This is a genomic window from Clostridium beijerinckii, from assembly GCF_018223745.1.
Classification (GTDB): domain Bacteria; phylum Bacillota; class Clostridia; order Clostridiales; family Clostridiaceae; genus Clostridium; species Clostridium beijerinckii.
Genome location: NZ_CP073653.1, coordinates 2,928,131 through 2,947,409, shown reverse-complemented (window position 1 = coordinate 2,947,409; position 19,279 = coordinate 2,928,131). Strand labels below are relative to the sequence as shown.

At 31.0% G+C, this 19,279-nt stretch carries 16 protein-coding genes; 11 read left to right on the top strand and 5 right to left on the bottom strand.

Going from position 1 to position 19,279, the window contains the following annotated elements:
* The first annotated feature begins 76 nt into the window (after positions 1–76).
* Positions 77–517, top strand: a complete 441-nt coding sequence (locus KEC93_RS13380) for a hypothetical protein (protein ID WP_012058816.1) — start codon at positions 77–79, stop codon at positions 515–517.
* A 468-nt stretch (positions 518–985) separates the two neighbouring features.
* Positions 986–2,518 (top strand): glycosyltransferase, encoded by a 1,533-nt coding sequence (locus KEC93_RS13375; protein ID WP_077868955.1) that lies wholly within the window; start codon positions 986–988, stop codon positions 2,516–2,518.
* Positions 2,519–2,645: 127 nt separating this feature from the next.
* Here KEC93_RS13375 and KEC93_RS13370 read toward each other — a convergent pair whose 3' ends face one another.
* Positions 2,646–4,739, bottom strand: coding sequence for a collagen-like domain-containing protein (locus tag KEC93_RS13370; protein WP_077868954.1), 2,094 nt, complete (start codon positions 4,737–4,739; stop codon positions 2,646–2,648).
* 224 nt (positions 4,740–4,963) lie between these two features.
* Between KEC93_RS13370 and rfbA the strand changes: the two genes are divergently transcribed.
* The 5 genes from rfbA (at position 4,964) to KEC93_RS13345 (ending at position 10,989) form a co-directional block, all read left to right on the top strand.
* Positions 4,964–5,878, top strand: coding sequence for a glucose-1-phosphate thymidylyltransferase RfbA (gene rfbA / locus KEC93_RS13365; protein ID WP_077868952.1), 915 nt, complete (start codon positions 4,964–4,966; stop codon positions 5,876–5,878).
* 2 nt (positions 5,879–5,880) lie between these two features.
* Positions 5,881–6,456: a dTDP-4-dehydrorhamnose 3,5-epimerase gene (gene rfbC / locus KEC93_RS13360; protein ID WP_039771014.1), complete on the top strand. Its 576-nt coding sequence runs from the start codon at positions 5,881–5,883 to the stop codon at positions 6,454–6,456.
* 422 nt (positions 6,457–6,878) lie between these two features.
* Positions 6,879–7,652 carry a hypothetical protein gene (locus KEC93_RS13355; protein WP_077868951.1) on the top strand — a complete coding sequence of 258 codons (774 nt, stop codon included), beginning with the start codon at positions 6,879–6,881 and terminating at the stop codon, positions 7,650–7,652.
* A gap of 394 nt (positions 7,653–8,046) precedes the next feature.
* Entirely contained in the window at positions 8,047–9,186 is a 1,140-nt protein-coding gene (locus KEC93_RS13350; protein ID WP_077868950.1) for an aminotransferase class V-fold PLP-dependent enzyme, read from the top strand.
* 66 nt (positions 9,187–9,252) lie between these two features.
* Positions 9,253–10,989, top strand: a complete 1,737-nt coding sequence (locus tag KEC93_RS13345) for a flavin monoamine oxidase family protein (protein ID WP_039771008.1) — start codon at positions 9,253–9,255, stop codon at positions 10,987–10,989.
* A gap of 95 nt (positions 10,990–11,084) precedes the next feature.
* On the opposite strand, the gene KEC93_RS13340 is transcribed toward KEC93_RS13345, so the two are convergent.
* Together KEC93_RS13340 and KEC93_RS13335 are read right to left on the bottom strand one after the other, a co-directional pair.
* Positions 11,085–12,179, bottom strand: coding sequence for a DegT/DnrJ/EryC1/StrS family aminotransferase (locus tag KEC93_RS13340; RefSeq protein ID WP_077868949.1), 1,095 nt, complete (start codon positions 12,177–12,179; stop codon positions 11,085–11,087).
* A gap of 11 nt (positions 12,180–12,190) precedes the next feature.
* Positions 12,191–12,598: a sugar 3,4-ketoisomerase gene (locus tag KEC93_RS13335; RefSeq protein ID WP_077306898.1), complete on the bottom strand. Its 408-nt coding sequence runs from the start codon at positions 12,596–12,598 to the stop codon at positions 12,191–12,193.
* 321 nt (positions 12,599–12,919) lie between these two features.
* On the opposite strand from KEC93_RS13335, the gene KEC93_RS13330 reads away from it, so the two are divergent.
* From KEC93_RS13330 to KEC93_RS13315, 4 genes are read left to right on the top strand one after another with little or no spacing between them, the layout of a single operon-like run.
* Entirely contained in the window at positions 12,920–13,675 is a 756-nt protein-coding gene (locus KEC93_RS13330; RefSeq protein WP_065416741.1) for a class I SAM-dependent methyltransferase, read from the top strand.
* A gap of 16 nt (positions 13,676–13,691) precedes the next feature.
* Positions 13,692–14,369: an acetyltransferase gene (locus KEC93_RS13325; RefSeq protein ID WP_065416742.1), complete on the top strand. Its 678-nt coding sequence runs from the start codon at positions 13,692–13,694 to the stop codon at positions 14,367–14,369.
* Positions 14,370–14,373: 4 nt separating this feature from the next.
* A complete protein-coding gene (locus KEC93_RS13320) occupies positions 14,374–15,285 on the top strand; it encodes a glycoside hydrolase family protein (RefSeq protein WP_077868948.1) in 912 nt (303 codons plus the stop codon).
* Positions 15,286–15,292: 7 nt separating this feature from the next.
* Positions 15,293–16,228: a GNAT family N-acetyltransferase gene (locus tag KEC93_RS13315; protein WP_077868947.1), complete on the top strand. Its 936-nt coding sequence runs from the start codon at positions 15,293–15,295 to the stop codon at positions 16,226–16,228.
* 194 nt (positions 16,229–16,422) lie between these two features.
* Here KEC93_RS13315 and KEC93_RS13310 read toward each other — a convergent pair whose 3' ends face one another.
* Positions 16,423–18,048, bottom strand: coding sequence for a glycosyltransferase (locus tag KEC93_RS13310; RefSeq protein WP_012058802.1), 1,626 nt, complete (start codon positions 18,046–18,048; stop codon positions 16,423–16,425).
* 75 nt (positions 18,049–18,123) lie between these two features.
* The gene (locus KEC93_RS13305) at positions 18,124–19,263 is read right to left on the bottom strand and encodes a glycosyltransferase family 61 protein (protein ID WP_077868946.1); all 1,140 of its coding nucleotides are present in this window, start codon (positions 19,261–19,263) and stop codon (positions 18,124–18,126) included.
* Between the last annotated feature and the right edge of the window lie 16 nt (positions 19,264–19,279).

Below are 19,279 nucleotides of genomic sequence, written 5' to 3'. Positions count from 1 at the left end.
ATAAATAAAGTGATGAAATTAGGAAAAACAATTTATAGAAATAAACAGTTATACTCTAAGTTCTAGGAGGAAAATTATGGGTATTGAAGAAAAAGAGATTATTGAAGAGAAAGAAACTGATAAATCATGTGATAATAAGTGTGAAGCTCCAGTAATGAAAATAAATTGTAATCTAGAAGCTAGCATTGGAAATGAAAATAAAATAATTTATGTTTATCCAAACAAATTACAATATTTCACAGCTAGTGCAATATGTTCTTCAAACTGTGATACACTTGAAATAATATACACTGGCTGCAATAAAAAATGTATTTGTGATGAAGTTTTTATTTGTGGACGCCTAGGATATTATAAAGTAGTTAGTTCAGGTATAATATTTATGCCAAAACACAATCTAAAAAAGTTGCTTAATTGTGGTTATCCATCTGATATCTTACATTTTAAGGCTATAAATAAATGTGGAGATAAAATTGAATTTGTTGTAGTGTTTACACTAGGCTCAATCTGCTACAAATAATAACTGTAAAAATACAATTAAGTATATACGTTTTAGAAATATCTAATATAATTATATGACTTTTCTTATATAAGAATATCATGCGATTATTATTATAATAACGCAATTGAATAGTCTGTGTACTTTATGAAAGATAATTATAAAAGATTATCCTAATAGAATATACATAGACTATTTTTGTGTTTAATATTAATAAGAAATACAACGATGCTGTAACTTATTCATAAAAATATAATATTATATAATTAATTGAATTCTTAAGCAAAATAATATAACAGAATCCCTTTACATTGATAAAAGCAAGTAGTAATTATTATATAATCTGGAAACAAATCATTTAAAATAGATGTCTTAATAAAAATGTATTGAATTTTGTTTGATTAACATAAGTCTAAATATACGTTGGATATCTATAAATTCACAAAAGATCTTGGCAAGTTTAACTTAATAAATAAAAGGAGGATAAAAATGCACTTTAATGATGTTCCATTATTAACAGTCCATATGTTTGTTGATAAAAAAATTTCATTAGATGAACTTGAAAAAATGTTGAAAGAAATTATTGAAAGTGGAATAAAAGTTGAATTATACAAAGTAGAAAATACAACCTTAAAAATAAACCCTAAAGCCCCACGTGTATATGTTTCAATAGGAGGCGATGCAGACCAGTTTACAACACTATATGCATTACCATATCATGAAAGAAAACGCTGGCTGCATTATGATTCAATAAAGGATATTCAACCATCTCATTTATTCTATTGCTGGCTAAAATGTACAGATCTCCTTCCAGAAAATAAAAAAATACCAATTACTAAGTTTTCTTCTGATGTTCCATTAGTATCAATTTTTACAGCCGCATATAAATCTAAGGATAAAATTAAACGCGTATATAACTCACTTCTGAATCAAACCTATTCAAATTGGGAATGGATAATTGTAGACGATTCTGGTGATAATGATACCACTTACAATCAGGACTTACTAATTCTAGATGATCCTCGTGTAAGAAGATATAGGCAAGATCACCGCAATGGTTATATAGGTGCCACAAAACGCTATGCTGCTGGTATATGCACTGGTGAGATCTTATTAGAAGTAGATCATGATGATGAATTAACACATGATTGCTTAGAAAAAATTGTAGCTGCATTTAAACGTCATCCTGATTGTGGATTTGTATATGGAGATTGCACTGAACCATATGTCGGAAGCAATATCTCAAATTGGTATGGATGGGATTGTGGATATGGATATGGTGTATATTATCGAGTCTGGGTTCATGAAATGCACAGATGGCAAAATGTATTAAGAAATACAGTAATAAATGGAACAACCATACTTCATTTAGCTGGATTACCAAATCATCCTCGGGCATGGACCAAAGACTGCTATCACATGCTTGGAGGGCATAGAGAAGAACTATTAGTTGCAGATGATTACGATATATTAGTTCGAACATTTCTTTGCACAAAATATATATGTATTCCTGATTTGCTATATATACAATATAGAAATGAAAATGGAGATAATTCAACTTTTACCAGAAACAAACAGATTCAAATTTTAATAGGAGAACTGTATAAATATTATAGTGAGAGAATTCACAAAAGAGTTGAAGAGCTTGGATTACAGGAATTTATATCATATAATCGTGTATGGGAGAGGGAAGAAGGAGACTTAGCTTTAAAATCAGCGAATATAATTGATGAGAATTCTAATAAACTTTCAATAATCTTTCCAATTCCATACTCATCTCCTGTAAATGTAAATAAAAAATTGATAGATACACTAAAAAAAGGATTAGAAACTAACTTTAAAGATATTGAGGTATTGGTTGTCGGGCGTATTCCTGAGGAAATTGAGCTTTTTGCTTCTAAGGCACCTATGGGATCAATTCGTTGGTGGCCTATGGAACCAACGGATTCGCTGGAAACATGTATTAAGTACGCAAAATTTTGCTCCTCATGCAACGAGAAATTGGTTGTAATTCCAGAATAATAAAATTATCTGCAAAATTAGCAGAGCTACTTAGTACATTGTTTTTTGTCCCTAAATTAAACAATTAAGAATAGAGTGTTGATTTTATTATCAACACTCTATTTTTAATTAATTAGGACTTTGATATTTATGGTAAAGTTAATATAATAGTAGCTGTAACTCCGTTAATTAAATCAGCAGTGTTACCAACTCTAGAAATTCTAACACTTAATAAATCGCATTGATTTACAGATAAATTAGCAGGGACAGATGCACAACAATTTGTAGGATTTGGTCCTGTTACTGTTGCTATGATTCCTGTTGCTGTAGAATTAACACCACAATTTGTGCTTCTATATATCTCTGCACTTACAGATTGATTTAAATCCAAAGGCTCATTCCTAATACTAAAAATTAGCCCAGTAATTGTAGCGTTTTGAGGTACAACTACACTGCTTGCTTGGAAATCAATCGAGTCTATACCTATTCCAAAGAAATAATTATTAGGAATTGATTGTTGTGAACTAAGATAAATATTAATTACTCTCGAGCCTTGAGGTCCTTGAGCACCTTGGAATCCTTGAGGTCCTTGAGTTCCTTGTAATCCTTGAGGCCCTTGAGGTCCTTGAGCACCTTGAAGTCCTTGAGTTCCTTGTGGTCCTTGAGCTCCTTGGAATCCTTGAGGTCCCTGAGTTCCTTGTAATCCTTGTCCACCTTGTGGTCCTTGAGCTCCTTGAGCTCCTTGAGTTCCTTGTGGTCCTTGAGCTCCTTGTGATCCTTGAGCACCTTGAGGTCCTTGGAATCCTTGAGCACCTTGTGATCCCTGTGGTCCTTGTGCGCCTTGGAATCCTTGAGGTCCCTGAGTTCCTTGTAATCCTTGTCCACCTTGTGGTCCTTGAGCTCCTTGAGTACCTTGAAGTCCTTGAGTTCCTTGTAATCCCTGAGTACCTTGTGGTCCTTGAGCACCTTGAGCACCTTGTGGCCCTTGTGGTCCTTGAGCACCTTGGAATCCTCGTGGTCCTTGAGTTCCTTGTAATCCTTGAGATCCTTGAGGTCCTTGTGCACCTTGAGTCCCTTGTGGTCCTTGAGATCCTTGAGCACCTTGAGTACCTTGAGCTCCTTGTGCACCTTGAGCTCCTTGTGCGCCTTGAGCACCTTGAGGTCCTTGAGATCCTTGTGGTCCTTGGAATCCTTGAGCACCTTGAGGTCCTTGAGTACCTTGAAGTCCTTGAGCTCCTTGTGATCCTTGAGCCCCTTGAGCTCCTTGAGTACCTTGAGCTCCCTGAGCACCTTGTGCACCTTGAGGTCCTTGAGCTCCTTGTGATCCCTGAGCACCTTGTGCGCCTTGAGCCCCTTGAGCTCCCTGAACTCCTTGTGCACCTTGAGCACCTTGAGGTCCTTGAGTACCTTGTGGTCCTTGGAATCCTTGAGCTCCTTGAGCACCTTGTGGTCCTTGGAATCCTTGAGCACCTTGAGTACCTTGAGCTCCTTGAGTACCTTGAGCTCCCTGAGCACCTTGTGCACCTTGAGGTCCTTGAGCTCCTTGTGATCCCTGAGCACCTTGTGCACCTTGTGCGCCTTGAGCACCTTGAGCTCCCTGAACTCCTTGTGCACCTTGAGCACCTTGAGGTCCTTGAGTACCTTGTGGTCCTTGGAATCCTTGAGCTCCTTGAGCACCTTGAACTCCTTGAGCACCTTGAACTCCTTGAGCACCTTGAGGTCCTTGGAATCCTTGAGCACCTTGAGTACCTTGAGCACCTTGAGTACCTTGAGATCCCTGAGCACCTTGTGCACCTTGAGGTCCTTGAGTACCTTGTGGTCCTTGGAATCCTTGAGCACCTTGAGCTCCTTGAGCACCTTGTGGTCCTTGGAATCCTTGAGCACCTTGAGATCCCTGAGCTCCTTGTGCACCTTGAGGTCCTTGAGATCCCTGAGCACCTTGTGCGCCTTGAGATCCTTGTGCACCTTGAGCACCTTGAGCTCCTTGTGGTCCTTGGAATCCTCGTGGTCCTTGAGCTCCTTGTGCTCCTTGTGGTCCTTGGAATCCTCGTGGTCCTTGAGCTCCTTGTGCGCCTTGAGCACCTTGTGGTCCTTGTGGCCCTTGAGGTCCTCTCTTACAGTTATCAAAATCTATTAATCCCATTAAGCATTCTAAGTCATATCTATCGTCATTTTTTTTATCAATAGAAGAATATTTTCTTTTGTTATCTATATTCTCATCAAAAAAATCATCGTATCCCACAATTTTTTTAACCCCCTTTATAAACAAACATAGCATTGTATGCCATGCTATTACATAGTATGATTTGTATTATATTTTGTTACAAATGGGGGATATTGCATTAATTACAACTTAAATTTTATGATTTTAGAAAGTAACTATATAATATACTTTTTCATAACATAATTAATAAACGAATTTATTCTGAAGTTAGACAATTAATCAGAATATTATGGGGGATTAAAATGAAAGGAATTATTTTAGCAGGCGGTTCTGGGACTCGTCTCTATCCAGTGACAAAATCGATATCTAAACAAATGGTGCCAATATATGACAAACCAATGATTTATTATCCAATGTCAGTATTAATGCTTTCGGGAATTAAAGACATTTTAATTATATCAACTCCAAGAGATATAAAAAATTTTAGAGAATTATTTAATGATGGAAAAGAATTAGGATTAAATATTGATTATGCTATTCAAGAAAAACCCAATGGCCTTGCAGAGGCATTCATTATCGGTGAAAAGTTTATTGGTAATGATAATGTAGCAATGATACTTGGAGATAATATTTTCTATGGACAAAGCTTTTCAGAACATTTAATGAAAGCGGCTAATCTAGATAGTGGAGCATATATATTTGGTTACTATGTTCAAAATCCAAAGGCCTTTGGAGTGGTTGAATTTGATGCTAACGGCAAAGTCATTTCATTAGAAGAAAAACCAGAAAATCCAAAATCAAAATATGCTGTACCAGGTCTCTATTTTTATGATAATACAGTAGTCAAAAAGGCTAAAGAGTTAGAACCTTCTGCCAGAGGAGAACTAGAAATAACAGATCTAAATAAAGCCTATATGAATGAAGGAAAATTGAAAGTTGATCTACTAGGAAGAGGAATGGCTTGGCTAGACACAGGAACACATTCATCTATGCTTCAAGCATCTAATTTCGTTGATGCAATTCAGAATACCCAAGGAATATATATAGCGTGTCTTGAAGAAATTGCTTATAGAAAAGGCTGGATAACATCAGAAAAAGTTATAGAACTTGCTAAATCATTAATGAAGACAGGATATGGAAAATATTTAATGGATATGGTAGAGGAAGGCGAAGTTCATGAATATAATAACAAGTGTATTACAAAGTTAGAGGTGTGAATATGGGAAATTTCAGTTTTTACGAAAGCAAAATAAAAGGCCTTTATATAATAGAGCCTAAAGTTTTTGGGGACAATAGAGGTTACTTTATGGAAAATTACAATAAAAAACAATTTGAAGCAGCTGGCTTTAATATGAATTTTGTTCAAGATAATGAATCTAAGTCAGTTAAAGGGGTTCTAAGAGGGCTTCATTTTCAAAGAGAGCATAGTCAAGGTAAGCTTATAAGAGTAACAAAAGGTGAAGTTTTTGATGTGGCCGTTGATTTAAGAAATGGCTCCAAAACTTATGGTAACTGGGAAGGAATCGTTTTGAGTGAAGAAAACAAGAAACAGTTCTATGTTCCAGAAGGTTTTGCCCATGGTTTTTTAGTAATTTCCAACGAAGCTATATTAAATTATAAATGTACAGATTATTATGCAAAAGAGTATGAATGCGGAATTATGTGGAACGATCCGGATATAAATGTTAATTGGCCTTTAGAAAATATAGAAAATGTGATTTTATCTGAAAAGGATAAAGCTAATTCAATGTTAAATGAGTTAGACTTGAGTAAATATCCAGATTATAATATATGATTTAAAGAGGTATAATTTAAACTTATATATATTGCAAAAATAATTCTTCAGGATAATTATAAAAATATTGCAAGAATTTTAGCCGTAATTGTGAGATGTGTATTATGCATTGCGGCATATATATATGTAATTTAAGAATAATACTCATTTTTGAACTTACCGAAATTATAAATATTTTTATTCTGAAAAAATATTTATAATTTCTAGTGAAGATATTAACTTAAAGCCACTGCATAGCCCTAAGTTATATATCTTTTATCTATATCAGATGATTAAATAGTTATTTTTATATGAGTAATGTTATTAATTAAATGAAAAAAATTTTTTTTTAAATGTCACCACTTTTATGTTCACACATATGATGTACTATAAATACTAAATAAATTTACATTTATCATAATCTTTCAAGAGGAGGAAAATTTATGTCCATTAACTTCAAAAAATTCTCACCACGTCCTGGTATTGTAAATAAACAAGGACGTTTACCAGATCCTTCTGAGTTAGTTTGCGTTGAAATACCTAAAATCTTTGATCAATGCTTAATAAAAAGATGTCTTGTATACTGCGAAGGTCCTGATACAAATACTACAGATTGCGAATTAAGAAGCGATCCACTAATAGATCCAAAGAGATATATTGGAAGTAGAGACTTCAATGTAAAATTAATATCGGTAGATAAGATTCCAATTAAAGGAAAACCTGGCTTTAAGAAAATAGTCATTTCTTACATTATTTCTTTTTATGCAGATTATATTGACTGCAATGGTGTGAACAAAAGTGAATTATATGAAATTAATAGAACGGATGTAATTGGTAAGTTCTATTGTCCTGATTCTGTAGCACAAATTTCTGCAAGTTATGTACCAGTTATAGATGCACAAGATTTAGATTCTAATATAATAAAACTTGAAATGGTTGCTCAAGCTTTAAATGGTGAAATAGTTGAAGATGAAAATTGTGACAGTGTTTTAGATATAACTTTAGGTTACTACATTGTTGTAAAATGTGAACTTATTGTACAACTTCTCATTCCTGCTTATGATTATTGTCCAGTACCAAAAGAGCCATGTAAAGAAGAACCAGAGGAAGACCCATGTGAAAAATTTGTACGAGCTCCAATTCCTAAGTTCTATCCTGATCAAAACTTAGAGCCATTGTTCCCAGATTGTGATGATAATGCTGACGAGAACAATTAGCAAATATTTCTTTTAAATGATAATCTTCTAAAAGTTTCTTTTAGCTCTATTAAACCTTGTTCTATAACAAATATTAGAAAATAGACCTTTTAAGTTCTTTTAAAGAAAATTAAATTGTGATTTTCAGAATCATTTGTAAGAGCTTTGTCTACAAGGATGATTGTTATTATTTCGAAATTAGAAATTTTACTTTTAGATGTTTCTTCTATTTTGTATAGAACTATGCATTATTACATTATACAAATGATTACTTAATATAAAGTAAACTCTAAAATTTCAATCATCCTTTTTATTATTGAGTCTAATTTCATTACAATTTATTGTGTTAAATATTAATAGAGTCTATTAGAACAATTGAATTGGTATAACACTTATATTTAATAAGGAGCTTTATATGATTTATTTAGATAATGCGGCTACGTCATTTCCAAAACCATCAGAAGTTTATAATGAAGTACTAAAATGTATGAAAAGCTATGCTGCTAATCCTGGAAGAAGTTCATATGACATGGCTATAAAAGCGGCTTCGAAAATTATGGAAACAAGAGAAGAAATATGTAAGTTATTTAATATGCCTAGTCCATTTAATTTGATTTTCACAAGCAATGCAACAGAAGCTTTAAATATAGGAATTAAAGGAGTTTTAGAAAAAGGAGATCATGTTATAAGCACAGTGATCGAACATAATTCCGTTTTAAGGCCACTGCACTCTCTAAGTGAAAATGGGGTTGAAGTAACATTAGTAAGTGCTGATAAAGCTGGTTATGTTAATATTAGGGATATTAAAGAGGTGATAAATAAAAATACAAAAATGGTCATTATTAATCATGTATCCAATGTACTTGGGAGTGTTCAAGATATCAAAAACATAGGAAACCTTTTAAAGTCAAAAGGAATTATATTTATGCTAGACGCATCTCAAAGTGTTGGAGCCATTCCAATTGATGTAGAAGAAAATAATATTGATTTATTGGCTTTTTCAGGACATAAGGGATTGTTGGGACCTCAAGGAACAGGCGGCCTATTTATAAGAGAAGGAATAAAATTAAAAAATTTTAAAGAAGGTGGAACAGGAAGCAATTCTCATTTTATGATTCAACCAGACTTCATGCCAGATCAGTTTGAAAGTGGAACATTAAATACACCTGGTATTGCTGGTCTTGGAGAAGGTATTAAATTCATTAATCGAATTGGAATAGATAACATACAAAAATCTGAAAAGGAATTAATATCATACTTATTGGAAGAACTGAAAAAACTTTCTTATATAAAGATCTATGGAAGTGATTCTGTAAAGAGAAGAGGATCAGTAATTTCATTCAATATAGATGGAATTGATGCTTCTATTGTTGGTGACCAATTGAATGAAGAGGGAATTGCTGTACGAACAGGTTACCATTGCGCACCATTAATACATGAACTTATTGGTACAGAATATGCCGGCACAGTAAGAGTTAGTCCTGGATATTTTAATACATTTGATGATATAGAAAAACTATTAGTGGCAATAATGAGAATTTATAAAACAGGATAACATCAGACTAAAGAAGCGGTACATATATAATTATATATGTAATAAAGATATTAGGATGTGAAAGTTATGAATTCTTATAATAATTCAAACTCTCCTTACCAAATAGATAATCCTGGTGAGTGCGAAAGACATACCATGCTTGAATATATACTCAAGTTACAAAATAGATTAGATGATCTAGAGAATATAATTGATTTAATGAGCCCTCCAGAAGAGATAACAAATATTTGTCCAATAGGAATAGCTAAAGATACAAAGGTAGCAGTAATTGGTGCTGGAGAAGCTGGTTTAGCTGCTGCCTTTGAACTTAGAAAGACAGGATGTAACATTACTTTATTTGAAGCAAGTCAGAGGATAGGAGGAAGAGTATACACCCATTATTTTGATAGAAATAAAAAATATTATGGTGAATTAGGGCCAATGAGTATACCTATATCTCATGAAACTACTTGGCATTATATAAATCTCTTTAAACTTCATACAAGTCCCTTTGTAAATAATAATGATAATGCTTTGTTATATGTTAGAAATGAACGAGCAGTAAATGATGCTAAAGGAAAAAGTGTAGAAAATAATATATATTCTAAATTTAATCTGAGTGAAACAGAGAAAAAACAAATATGGTTTGAATTTTATGGAAAGATATATGAAAAATATTTGAAATCGCTCCCTACAGAAGTAAGAAGGGAATTAATTCAAGTAAAAGCAGAATACTCAGATAGTATAATAGACATAGATAAATTAAGTTATAGAAATGCGTGTAAGAATATGGATGTCAGTCAGGATTTTATAACAATGCTTGGCTGCTTGGGAGGTAAAGAACAATTTTTTAATTTAAGTCTTACTGAGATGCTTCAGCAATATTATACAGCTGATTTTGAATATAATTATCGTATTACTGAAGGAATGATAAATTTACCTCATTCTTTATATGAAGCGCTTTGTGATAGAAATGAAGAAGCTTATAATGGCATTAGTAAAGAACAATTAGGGAAAATTGAAATAAAAATGGGATTCCCTATTTGTGGAATATATAATGATTCTACAAAAGATAAAATTATACTTAAATATATAGATAATAGAGATAATAGAAAAACATCTGAAGAATTTGATTATGTAATATGTGCAATACCATTTTCTAGCTTAAGAAGAATTGAAATAGAACCTCTTTTTACAACAAAAAAAATACAAGCTATAAATGAAATGAACAATGAGACATCACATAAGATATATCTATTTCTTAAGGAAAGATTTTGGGAAATGGGAAATGCATCAAAAAAGATAATAGGAGGATGCTCGTTTACCGATCTTCCATTAACTTCAATTTACTATCCTTCTGATCACTCTAAAGCTGTAGTTAATAAATATGGTAAATGGGTATTAAAACCTGGAGTAACTCCAAATGAAGAAGGCGTATTATTAGCTAGTTATACTTGGTGTCAGGAAGCAATGAGACTTGGAAATGAAAGTCCAGAACTATTAATTGATGATGTAATAAGGTATATAGAAAAAGTTCATGGCCTTACTCCTCATTACCTTGATGACAAAGTAATTGATTACAAATCATTGATTTGGTCAGATGTACAGTATATATGGACGGCAGGAGCATTATCAAAGCCTGAAGACAAAACACTGTTTTCTTATGATGTAACGGTTCCTGAAATGGAAAATCGAGTATTTTTTGCAGGGGAGCATATATCACAAAAGCATGTAAGTCAACAAGGTGCCCTTCAAACTGGTATGATTGCTGCAAATGAAATCGCAAAACAAATAAAAGGTAAATTAAATAAAGAAAATAATTAAGTATTTATATAAAAGGATCTACAAAATAAAAATGTAGGTCCTTTTGAGCATTTGCTAGTATATTACTAAAGAAAAAAATTTTATTCTCGCGATATTTACCACTTGTTTAAAGTATCTATTATATAATTAATTTCATTTTTATTCATTCCATACCACAAAGGCAAGCTTAATTCGGTATTTGATATATCTTCTGCCACTTTAAAATCGCCTGGTTTATATCCTAAATCTTTATAGGCCTTTTGAAGATGAATAGGTACTGGATAATGAATTAAAGTGCCAATTCCATTAGTTTTCAAATAACTTTGTAGATCATCTCTAAATTCTGTTCTTATAGGAAAGACATGCCATATGGATTCTTGAACAGAGTCTACATATGGAAGAATTATTTTATTATTATTAATTCCCTCTAAATAAAGTTTAGCAGTTTTTTGCCTATCAAAATTCCATTTATCAAGATACTTAAGCTTTATGCTCAAAAATCCAGCTTGTATTTCATCTAGCCTGGAATTAACTCCTTTATATTCGTTATAATATTTAATTGTTGATCCATAATTTCTTATAGCTTGGACCTTCTTAGCCAAAATATCATCATTTGTTAAGATAGCTCCACCATCACCTAATGCACCTAAATTTTTTCCGGGATAGAAACTAAAACCAGCTGCATCACCAAGATTGCCTGCCTTCTTTCCACCATATATAGCACCATGAGCCTGAGCAGCATCTTCAATTAGCTTTAAGTTGTATTTCTCGCATAATAATTTTATTTTATCTGTTTCTGCAGGTCTACCATATAAGTGAACTGCAATAACTGCTTTCGTTCTTGAAGTAATAGCAGCTTCAATTTTATTTACATCGATATTAAAGGTTTTAATATCAGGTTCTACCAGAACAACTTTAGCACCAACATAAGAAACAGCAAGTGAAGTTGCAATGTAAGTGTTAGAAGGTACAATAATTTCATCACCTTCTCCAATATCATATCCTTGTAAAATTATTGAAAGTGCATCTAATCCATTTCCACAACTTATACAATGGGCGACATTGCAGTATTTAGCAAATTCTCTTTCAAAAGCAGTTACACTATCTCCTAAAATAAAGATATTTTTATCATATATTTTTTCGAAAGCAGATAAAATTTCATTTCTTATTTCAGCATGCATTTGTTCAAGTTTTAAAAAAGGTATTTTCATAAAATCACTTCCTAATATCTAGTTGCAGCTTCATTCATATAAAAATCAATATTTCGTATATAATCATTTTCATTATAATAATCAGATGCAAGTACTAAGAGAATCGCACCCTCACTAAAATCATACATTTCTCTCCAAACGTAAGGACCAATATATAATCCATCAGATGAGTCGTTTAATATAACTTCTGATTCTTCCTTAGGATTTTTTAATTTTATTTTTACAGAGCCGTTTATACATATGAGCACCTGATGAAGTCTTCTATGAGCATGAAAACCTCTTGATACACCATGTGGGACATTAGTAATATAATAAATTCGTTTTATGTCAAAAGGAACATCAAATACCTCCTCAATAGGCGTTAGATTTCCATAGTTGCTATTTATACTTAAAAATTTAAACATGGAACAATTATACATTTATTCATCTCCATATCATAAAAAAATTAGCTCATCTATATATTCTATGCTGATAGTAAGAAAGTGTACTTAAAGCTTACATAGAATAAATTTAAAAGCAAATTTTAGAATATAAACTTGTTTTTTATTTGATTTTATATTAATAGCATTTTTAATAAAAAATTATTGGATGGTCTATAATTGTGATAAAAAACATAAATTAGAAAGTATGATATATATGTTGCAATTCACAATCACGACTAAAATTCTTGAAATACATTTAATATTATGATGAAGAATCATTTTTGCAATATATGATAAATATTTAAGGAGAGGTATAATGTGGACTTAAAATCAGATATATTTGAGGATTTGAGTTATGAAAAATTTAAGGAATTAGCCCAAAATGATAAATTAAATGATATTGAAAAAGTTGGTTTTCCAATTGAATATAGACAGAATAAGGAAAAAATTATATTTGATGACATAATAACTAAACTTGGAATGGAAGATGAAAAAAATAAAACAATTTTAGATATTGGATGCGGTTGTAGTAACTTAACTTTAATGTTAATTGAATACTGCAAGACAAATAAGCATAAGTTAATACTCATTGATTCAGAAGAAATGCTGAATCATCTGCCGGAATATGATTTTATATTAAAAGTCAAAGGATATTATCCTAAATCATGTGAAAAATTTATAGAAAATTATATAGGAAAAATTGATTGTATTATAACTTACAGCGTAATTCAATATGCATTTACTGAACAAAGTATATTCAATTTTATTGATACTTCACTTACTCTTTTAAAAGAATTAGGAGTAATGCTTATTGGAGATATCCCTAATATATCAAAAAGAAAAAGATTTTTTTCTTCAAATCAAGGTATAAAGTATCATCAAAATTTCACAGGTACTAAAGAGCAACCTATAGTAAAATTCAACAATATTGAGGCAAAAAATATGGATGACTCAGTTGTAATGTCAATTATTCAAAGGTGTAGGCTAGCAGGATTTGACAGTTATATACTTCCTCAGGATAAAAAGCTTCCAATGGCAAACAGGAGAGAAGATATATTAATTATAAAACCTTAATTAGGAGGATAAATAAATGGATAAAAATAAAAAATTAATAATTATTGGTGATAGCGCATTTGCGCAAATAGCATATGAATATTTTACTTATGATTCTGATTATGAGGTTGTAGCCTTTTCTGTTGAAAAAAATTATTTAAAAGATAAAGAAATGCTTGGATTACCAGTTATTCCTCTTGAAGATATAGAAAAGTTGTATGACCCAGAGAATCACTATGTTTTTGTTGCGACAGTCTATAAGAAATTAAATAGATTAAGGACGAGGTTAATGAAGGAATGCAAGAATAAAGGATATAAATTAGCTTCATATATTAGTTCACATGCTTTTGTATGGAAAAATGTAAAGATGGGAGAACACTGCTTTATATTTGAAAATAATGTGGTGCAGCCATTTGTTGAATTGGGGAATAATACTGTCTTATGGAGTGGAAATCATATTGGCCATCATTCAAGGTTTGGAGATAATTGCTTTGTAGCATCTCATGCAGTTGTATCCGGATTTTGCAATATAGGCGATAATTGTTTTATAGGGGTTAATGCAACGATAATAAATAATATTAATATAGGAAGTGACTGTATTATTGGGGCAGGTGCTTTAGTTTTAAAGGATATTGAGAGTGGTAAAATTGTAAAAGGTAAAGCATCTGATGTGGAATTTTTATCTGAAAGAACAAAGAATTCTTTAAAGGAATGATTTTATGAAATGGAATAAGCAAGGGTTAATATTTTCACCTAAAGGTGAATTTGAGTGGATGCAGAGCTATGCACTCATACCAACTGCAGATATTATAAGTAATGACACTATAAGAATTTATTTTGCCACACTGGATAGAAAAATGTATGGTAGAATCGGTTATATTGATGTGGACATGTTAAACTTAAAAAATATAAAAAATATAAGTGAGAAGCCAGTCTTAGATATAGGAGATATTGGGACCTTTGACGATTCTGGGGTTAATCCATCCTGCATCTTAACAGTGGATAACAAAAAATATTTATATTATTATGGGTGGCAAAGATGTGAAAGAGTACCGTATATGCTTTTTGCAGGTTTAGCTACAAGCGAAGATGGGGAGAATTTTACTAAAGCCTCTATGGTACCCGTTCTTGATAGAACGAAAGAAGAACCGTATTTGCGTTCTGCAACCAGCATAATAGTAGAAGATAATATTTTTAAATGCTGGTATGTTTCTGCTATAAACTGGATTCTAGTAAATGATAAAAGCTATCCTAAATATGTTATAAAATATGCCTATTCATATGATGGAATTGAATGGATTAGTGAAAATCATACATGTATAAGCTTCAAGAATGAATATGAATATGGTTTCGGAAGGCCATGGGTTATAAAGGAAAATGATATGTATAAAATGTGGTATTCAATAAGAAGCACCAATGAACCATATAAAATTGGATTTGCAACATCAAAAAATGGGCTTGATTGGACAAGGCTAGATGAAGAAGCAGGAATTGAAAAATCGGAAAGTGGCTGGGATTCAGAAATGATTTGTTATCCTAATATAGTAAAATTCAATAATAAAACTTACATGTTTTATAATGGAAACAGGCATGGTAAGACAGGCTTTGGCTATGCAATTTTGGAGGCGTAATTATTTAATGGATTTAGAAGTGTATAGTGAAGATAAAAAAAGCATTTGGAATGAATTTGTAAGGAAAAGTAAAAACGCTACATTTCTTATTATGAGAGAATATATGGATTATCATAAAGATAGATTTACTGATATGTCTCTTATGTTTTACGACAATAAGAAAAATTTGATAGGGATACTTCCAGCAAATATAGAAGGTAATGAGCTTATAAGCCATGAAGGGTTAACCTATGGTGGCTTTATATTAGATAAGAAAATGAAAACAACTACTATGTTAGAAATGTTCAATTTATTAATTGATTTTTGTAAAGGGAAAAATATTAAAACAGTCCTATATAAGCCTATTCCGTATATTTATCACGAGATTCCTTCACAGGAGGATCTATATGCATTATTTATAAATAATGCTAAACTGCATATTAGAAATATTTCATCTTCAATAAAATTAGATAGAAGGAATGATTATGAAACCAGAAGGAAAAGACAGATAAATAAGGCCTTAAAAAATAATATAATTTTTTTAGAAACTAAGGACTATGATAAATATTGGGTGATTTTAGAGCAGAATCTCATGGAAAAACATGAATCAAGACCTGTTCATACAGTAAATGAAATTAAAAGTCTTGCTAGTATCTTTCCTAATAATATAAAGTTGTTTTGTTCTTACAAATATAATACTTTATTAGGCGGAGTAGTAGTTTATGAAAATAAGGAAAATGTTCATGTTCAATATATATCGGCATCAGAAGATGGTAAAGCAATAGGTGCTTTAGATATTATTTTTGATAAGTTAATTAATGAAATTTATAAGGACAAAGAATATTTTGATTTTGGTATATCAAATGAAAACAAGGGAAGATATCTAAATGAAGGATTAATAAATCAAAAGGAAGGTTTCGGTGCATCAGCTGTGGCATATGATCAATATATACTTTATTTATAAGATAAAATTACCTATCAATATAAATAATTTAAACAATTATTGGACTTAAGCTTATATCAAAACATTGAAGTAAGGCACTATCAAATAAATAACGAGTCCCAAATAGCCTTGCAAGTGGACTTGTTATTTATTATTTGATAGTATCTTATATTAAACTTCGATTGATATAAGCTTAAGTTTAGTAAATGATGCAATTACTCTAATAATATATTTATAAATTTAGTGTAACAACGTATATATTCATCTTTAAGTTTCATTACTTCTTCATTATTTTCAGCTTCATTATTATATTGTTCAATAAATCTAATGAGGTCTCCATTATATTCTTTATACCATGCTAAAAGACTTTGTAGAAGCTCTCTTTTATCTTTAAGAAAAAATCCATCTTCATATGAAGAAATAATCAGCTTAAAAAAATCAAGTGAAGCCCAGAAAGCTAAAGTGGTATCTTGAATGCTCTGAGAATTATGAATTCTAAAATTACTTAAAGGTTCAGAAATATACATCATATTTCCTTTTTGCAATAATTTAAGCCACAAGGATATATCACCTAAACAGTATATTTGGTATTTATCATAGTCGATTAAATTATGGTTTTCACAGTCAAATTCCAAGGCTTTTCTTTTAAACATAGCAGTAGTCAGTTCACCAATATAGTTAATCATTGATAAAAGAAGTTTTTTCCCAGCTTCTTCTCCGGTTAAGAGAGTATCATAAGAATATTGACAGACAGTTCTAAAATTATCGTTATAATAATTACCATTCTCATCAATCATTTTTCTATAACTTGTTACTAGAGAGAGGGTATCATCATAAAGAAAATAATCAATCATTTTAGCTATTTTATTAAAGTCCCAAAGATCATCGTGTAATAAATAGTTTATATATTCACCTGATGACTCTCTAAAACACTTATTAACGTTAAGCTTACCTCTATGACCAAGTGGACCGCCATTATTAAAATACTTAATTTTATTGTTTTTTAACATATATTGTTCAATCAAAGCTTGTACATCATTGGTAGTACTATCATCACATATAATAATTTCAGTATTTCGGTATGTTTGGTTTAGTGCGGAGTCAAGTGCAGACTTTAGATATTTAGTCTGATTGTAAGCAGGAATTAATATGCTGACTAAAGGAAATATGTCTTTAGAGTAAGTATCCAAGAACTTATTGCGATATTCTTCAAAGCCGTTTGTTGTATTTACAATTCCGCAATCATGAATGCACCACGGAAATTTTTGATTAGGAACTACTACCTTAAAGCCCTTTTTTATAAATTCAATGCTCTGTGAGGCATCATAAAAATGCCATCCATCAAAAATATCTTCTATCCAGAGAAGATCATATTGTGTTATCATCATAAATCCATCTATTCCTTTTACTTCGGAATATAAATCATTAATTTCATTAAAAATTAATAAGTCCATGGTTCCACTATGACTGTCGTAGACTTTTCCTACTTTTTTTGAATCCTCCCACCATATTCCTGATACTGGAATGATTTTTGCTCCAACCATACCAATAAGCCCTATATTTGAATCTTTTTTAAATATATTTAATATTTCATTTATAAAATTGCTATTTTGTATATAAACATCTTGATGAAGATAAACCTTATATTTAGAGTCACTTTTTTGAATTGCTTCATTATATGCAGAAGCTATACTTTTGGCATTTCTTATGGCTATTATTTCAATTTCAATACCACTAGGTACTGGAAGTTTATTAACATACGATAGACTTCTTTCATATGAAGCTTCATCATCTACGCACGTAATAAATGCGATTTTATTTTCATTTATATTTATTACCATTTGATACTGCACCTTCCCTAACAGCTTAGTTACTTAAAACTACTTTTATCATATTAATATAATAAAAGAGTTTATCTAGTTAGTTTTTAAGAGAGTGTTTAGAAAATTTCTTAAATATTCTTCATTTAATATAAAAGTACCTTGATAATATGGCATATTGGAGTGCCCTGAAAGACCTCCATCTAGAAAATAGTATTTTAATTCAGATATACCAGCTATAGTTGAGTACCATGGTGATTGAATGTTTTTTGGCTGTATAAATATTATATTTGCATTTTTATTTGCAAATATTACATTTGTAAGTCCAGCACCAGATGCACCAGCTATGAATTCTGCTTCAGAAAAAGTCTGCAATTGATCATGAAAAGACATATCTTGAGGAAATATAATTTCGAAACCAAAGGATTTAAAAATATTTTCCACTTCAATTTGATTTTCTAACCTTGGTATGGGAGATTTTCTTCTTGAAATATATAATTTTCTATGAAGATTATTATTTTGCATTGATAAATTTTTATTTAGAGGTTTAATAGCCAGATCATCAATGATAATATCTTCATATTTTACTAAAAAGCCCGGTTTTAGATTTAAGGGATAAATCGCTAAATCCGAAACGTATATTAGTTTATTTACTTTATAACTATAACCGCTAATTAAAGGGATAATCTCTCTTCCTTGCTTATTTAACATTTCCAATTCTTCTTTTAACTGAGGTATAGTAAGACAAATCGCATCAACTAATATTGGAATGTGGTTATATTCGGAAATTTCATTTACAAGTAATAATTTAGAAGCTACTTCAATTTGAAAGTGGGAATAATTAGAAGAGGCACTGGAAGTAAGCATTATTCCTTCCTTAATAATTTTAGATGATTCAGTATAACCAATAAAAGCTTGACGATTTCTCATGTCAAAAATGTTATTGCCTCTAAAATCAAATTTATTCTCATGATTCTTAAATGCTAAATCATAGATACAAAAATTTTTATCATCAAAAATTATAGGGTTAGCACCAATTAAATTTACATTAGATAATTCAGCTGTATAAATTTCAGGAAATTTACTATCTATAGACGCAATCTCTTCGGTATTATCACTATAATTTGGCAAGTATATTTTCTGAGGATGTGCTTCTTTTATAACAGAATATTTATAATTATGAGAAGTACAATATTCTTTACAAGTAATATTTGTTAAAACTTTTTGGACATGCATTAACCATAAGCCACCT